Source organism: Methanospirillum sp. (genome assembly GCF_028679455.1).
Lineage (GTDB): Archaea > Halobacteriota > Methanomicrobia > Methanomicrobiales > Methanospirillaceae > Methanospirillum.
This window is the reverse complement of the sequence record NZ_JAJRBM010000208.1, coordinates 1-5,114: the sequence shown is the minus strand read 5'-3', so window position 1 is coordinate 5,114 and position 5,114 is coordinate 1. Positions and strand designations below refer to the sequence as shown.

General features: G+C 46.9%; 5 protein-coding genes. 1 reads left to right on the top strand and 4 read right to left on the bottom strand.

What is annotated here, in order from left to right; translation table 11 throughout:
* Together LUQ50_RS06895 and LUQ50_RS06890 are read right to left on the bottom strand one after the other, a co-directional pair.
* A partial coding sequence (locus LUQ50_RS06895) for a radical SAM protein (RefSeq protein ID WP_300038174.1) occupies nt 1-785 on the bottom strand: 785 nt, incomplete at its 3' end.
* 87 nt (nt 786-872) lie between these two features.
* On the bottom strand, nt 873-1,112 hold the full coding sequence (locus LUQ50_RS06890; protein WP_300038171.1) for a hypothetical protein: 240 nt from the start codon (nt 1,110-1,112) through the stop codon (nt 873-875).
* Nucleotides 1,113-1,269: 157 nt separating this feature from the next.
* Here LUQ50_RS06890 and LUQ50_RS06885 point away from each other — a divergent pair, with 157 nt between their 5' ends.
* A complete protein-coding gene (locus LUQ50_RS06885; protein WP_300038169.1) occupies nt 1,270-1,662 on the top strand; it encodes a co-chaperone YbbN in 393 nt (130 codons plus the stop codon).
* Here the strand turns inward: LUQ50_RS06885 and LUQ50_RS06880 are convergent.
* Together LUQ50_RS06880 and LUQ50_RS06875 are read right to left on the bottom strand one after the other, a co-directional pair.
* A complete protein-coding gene (locus LUQ50_RS06880) occupies nt 1,653-2,156 on the bottom strand; it encodes an Hsp20/alpha crystallin family protein (protein ID WP_300038166.1) in 504 nt (167 codons plus the stop codon). The genes LUQ50_RS06885 and LUQ50_RS06880 overlap by 10 nt on opposite strands.
* 18 nt (nt 2,157-2,174) lie before the next feature.
* The gene (locus LUQ50_RS06875; protein ID WP_300038163.1) at nt 2,175-4,892 is read right to left on the bottom strand and encodes a CDC48 family AAA ATPase; all 2,718 of its coding nucleotides are present in this window, start codon (nt 4,890-4,892) and stop codon (nt 2,175-2,177) included.
* Nucleotides 4,893-5,114 lie beyond the last annotated feature (222 nt).

The window sequence follows — 5,114 nt, the reverse complement described above, 5'->3', positions numbered from 1 at the left end:
ATCGCCAATTTCTCCTCCATTGTCGGGGGCTGAATATGTGCAAATTTTCCCTGAGAAATGAGGGGAATAATATTGTGAATGTAAACACCCATGGAACTGATCTTTTTGGCAATTTCAAGGATTTGCGCATCATTGATACCAGGAATATATACGGTATTCACCTTCACCAGCATCTTGCGTTCAACTGCCATTCGTATGCCCTCCAGTTGTTTGTTGATGAGTAGCTCCCCCATCTCCCTGCTTGCGCTGTATTTTTTTCCCTGATAGAAAATAAACTGATATATTTGAGCGGCAATATCCGGATCAAGGGTGTTCATGGTAACCGTAATATTGGTTACTCCGTATTTTTCAAGGAGGTCAATTTTGTCAGGCAGAAGAAGGCCGTTGGTACTTACGCACAGGATCAGATCCGGGTATTTCTCATGAATGAGTCTGAAAGTCTCAAACGTCTCCTCATTAAACAACGGATCCCCCGGGCCCGCAATCCCTACTACCTTAATGAATGGATGCTCAGCAATGATCCCCGTGATCTTCTCAAAAGCTTTTTCCGGACTCAGGATCTCACTGGTGACCCCCGGTCTGCTCTCATTCACGCAGTCATATTTTCGTACGCAATAGTTGCACTGAATATTGCATTTGGGAGCGACCGGGAGATGTGCTCTTCCAAAGGTGTGACTTGCCTTCTCACTATAACAGGGATGTTCCTGAATCTTTCGCATCTGGTCCGGATCCCATTTTACGATGGTTCCTTCAACCTCTACTTCCCGGTACGATTCATCAGCCATACGTATCCTTACGTCTGCTTTTCATCTATTTATGACACTGTATCCCGGATACTTAGAATTATTCGTACTCATTCAGTGATGGACACCTTATTCCCGTCCTTCAAAATCCGGTTTCAGATTACAAAGACGATCCTTCCCATGCAATGGAAGGGTCTGATATTTCATCCAACCATTGAGTATCTGTTGTACCAGGTCTTCACGTGCGATTTCCATCAGGGCTGCTGCTGCATCAAGAGTTATGAGGAGTGATGAAGAGATCGGTACGGTAAGGTATACCTGTTCGTCAGGACTCGCCATCTCATTTGGTTCGGATTGATCTTTGGTCATCGGATTATCTCTTTTATGTATATCCAAGGATACCCATGAGTAATTGCCTGACTGGTTGACACGATGCAGTCCGAATACTATCTGTGGGTACCTGTCCACTGAATATTATGTCATAAGACCAGTAGGTATGATATCTCCTTATCACCATCATCATGATATGGCTGAATCGATAGTACCTGAAGGTAATGACCGGGATTGGGAATCGCATGTCGAGAGAAATAAAAAGCCGGTACTGGTGATGTTCTTCAGTCCAACCTGCCCGCATTGCAGACAGATGGAGCCTGTACTGGAAGATCTTGCCCGCGAGTACTCCCAATCCGTGGATTTTATGAGATTGAACATCATCAGGTTCACGTGGCTTGCTGAACGATACGGGGTAATGGCTACTCCGACATTCCTCTGGTTCTGTGGTGGAAAGTCTGTACAGAGCAGAGTCGGCGCTGTCTTACCTGCCATGCTCAAAAAAATGGTTGAAGAGATGGTCCAACACGGTGAGGAGTGCCGGATGCGTTCGACCGATATTGATTTCGAAATAAGTGGTTACGGGTGATCAGGAGAATCGCTCTCCTGATTCTCACAGCCACAGGCAGGAATTTCTGTCTGCTCCTGGGTTGCTACTTCAATATCTCTGATTAACCAGGTCAGTTCAAGAACACCATTATAAAATGTCCGATTACATGATGACTCAACGACCGGGGGTAATACTGCTGAACTCCGGTACCGGGTGGTACCATCATATCCGATGATATGGAGGGTGTCATCCTGGAATGCAATGCTGACATGTTCATTTGAAAGACCTTTCATCTCGCAGGTAGCCATGACTCTGCCGTCCCACTCAATGACCTCAATCTCGGGATGCTCGACATCCCTTCCCGGCCCTCCTCCGCCATTACCACCGGGAAAACCCGGGGGCATTCCTCCTGCCAGGATGATATTAACACCGATGACACCCGGGCGTATCTGCCCTGTTCCTAATGTCTGTCCGAGGACCTTTCTCAATAAGTCCTCGATATTTTTAAATTCTTCCGGTGGGGTATCACTCATAATTCTGGTGCTCTCTCCTTAGATGGGATGGTATTTGTTATCAAGTTCCTGAGTATGTGTTTCTATGCTGCTGAAATCTTTTGTTCCGGAATTATATACCTCATCTTTCAGACTCTGTAATTCATCCTCCGGTATTCCAAGTGTTTTTGCAGATCCAATGACCTGTGCTGCCTTTTCCAGAATCCTCTGCTGGTCCTGATTATAGAGGATCTGCCATGACTGTCTGATATACTGTTCATGCGTGGAATCATCCAGTGATCCTCTTACTCTTCCAAATGCTTCGTCAAAGTGCCTGCGGGTTATACGAACATTTGAGACTGCTTCTTCAAGTTCGCGGTTGGTTCTTCCGGTCATCAGGGTAATGAATTCGCGCATAGCTGCAAGCTTTGCTTCTCTGATGAGCGCTTCAATATCAGCACCAACGTATCCTTCAGTCTTCTCAACCAGGTGATCAATCGTGACATCAGCGGTGAGCAGATTGCCCGCATCTTTCAGGTATACCTCAAAGATCTGTTTTCTTCCGTCTTTGTCTGGTGGAGGAACAAAGATGTGCCTCTCCAGCCGTCCCGGCCGCATGAGTGCATCGTCAAGCATGTCAGGCCGGTTGGTAGCTGCGATAATGGTCACATTTTTGAGTTCTTCCATCCCGTCCATCTCGGTCAGGATCTGTGATACCACACTCTCGGTCACGTGAGTGGCATCTGAAAAATTTCCCCGCTTTGGCACCAGTGAGTCGATCTCATCAAAGAAGATGATCGACGGGGCAGCCTGTCGTGCCTTTCTGAATACTTCCCGAATCCCTTTCTCTGACTCACCGACCCACTTGGAGATCAGTTCAGGCCCTTTCACTGAGATGAAGTTGCATTCGCTCTCGTGAGATACTGCCTTTGCCATGAGCGTCTTTCCGGTACCTGGCGGGCCGAAGAGGAGTATCCCTTTCGGTGTTTTGGTCTTGAGGTGACTGAATAACTGTGGATATTTCAGAGGCCATTCAACCGCTTCCCTCAAATCCTTTTTAACCTCCTCAAGTCCCCCTACCTGATCCCAGGAGATATCGGGAACCTCAATGAGAACTTCCCGCATTGCTGATGGCTCTACATGGGAAAGAGCAGCCTGGAAGTCTCCCTGGCTCACCCTGATAGCAGCGATCAGGTTTTTGTCGATCTTTCCTTCTTTCAGGTCCTTAGGGGGAACCTTCTCAAGGCCCTTGCGGAGAGCATGCATTGCTGCTTCCTTGACCGTAAGGCTGATATCAGCACCGACAAATCCATGTGTCTGGTTGGCAAATGGCTGGAGGAAGAGTCTCCGTTTGATCTGATTCTCTACTTCTTCTTTCTGGGCCTTTATATCAACAAACCTGCGCTCAGGTTCATCACTGTGTTCGTTTCTCTCTTCTGAAGATCTCCTGGATTCCAGGTTTTTGATGTCTTCGTCAAGTCGTGAGATCTGTATCCGCTCATCACGGGTCAGTTGATCTTCACCAATGGTGATTCCTAGTAGGTCGAGAGGAACCCGCTGGGAGTGGATCTGAAATATTGCCATCCTCCCAGATACATCAGGGATACCGATCTCGATCTCCCGATCAAACCGTCCTCCCCGTCTCAGTGCAGGATCAAGGTTGTCAGGCAGGTTGGTAGCTGCAATTACGATGACCCGGCCACGGCTCTTCAGCCCATCCATCAGTGAGAGGAGTTGTGCTACAATTCGCCTTTCGACTTCACCTTTGGTATCCTCCCGTTTGGGTGCAATGGAATCTATCTCATCGATAAAGATGATCGAAGGGGCATGTTCCTCAGCCTCTTCAAAGACTTCCCGGAGTTTTCCTTCACTCTCCCCGTAGTACTTGTTCATGATCTCCGGGCCTGAGAGCGTAATGAAATGTGCATTTACTTCATTGGCGACTGCTTTTGCAATCAGGGTCTTTCCTGTTCCTGGAGGGCCATATAAGAGAACTCCTTTCGGTGGTTCAATCCCCAGATGATTGAAGAGATCAGGATTTCGCAGGGGAAGCTCGATCATCTCCCTGACCTGGGAGAGTTCACGTTCGAGCCCACCAATGTCTTCGTAGTGGATATCCGGAATATACTTCCCCTTTTCGCTTCCCTCTCCTGACTGAACAGTTTGGGATCCTGATCTCCCTGGTGAAGTTGATGCCTGTCTCCCGGTTCTGACAACGCTATATCTGGTTTTCGGTGTAGCAATCACTGCTCCTTCTGGGTTTGTAGCGGTAATTCTGACGATCGCATAGGTGGTCTGGGAATTCCAGAACATTCCTCCGCCAAAGTCACGTGACCCGAAGAAATCGTCAAAAGGATCGCGGGTTGAACTTCCAACCGGGATGGCGATATCCTTTCCCTGGAAGAGTAAAGATCCCTTCAGTTGCTCGGAAAGAAATTGCTCAAGTTCTCTGATCTCGAGTCCCTGAACATCCTGAACGATCTGAAACTCTACCTTTTCTGCCTCCTTTGCGTCTCCTTTTCTGATAACCGCCTGTTCCCGAATACCGACTCCGGCTCTCCTGCGTATGTTCCCGTCAATAAAGATCACGTCAGCCCAGGGGGAACTTGATGGGGCGACGATAGCATAGGTCTTGTGAACACCTTCGATCTCGATCACATCACCCCGCAAAAGCCCTGTTTTCTCCATGGTTTCCCAAGAGATACGAGCAATATCTTTTCCTTTGTCCTGAACAGGAGCTTCCTGAACAATAAGCGTAACATCACGAATAGTTGGCATATGATAATTCTCCAATTATGGTTCACCTAAAGTTACTCTTCAATATTATTTAAAATCATTCTACAATGAAAAAATTAATTCTCAGACTTATGTCCAATCTATTGATAAATTAATGTCAATTTAAGATTAAAATGATACAAAAATCAAAGCACAAACTACTTTAAAGTCTCTTTGCAATAACTCTCATTGGTGTTCAAAAAAAAAATTTAAAAGATAGGTATT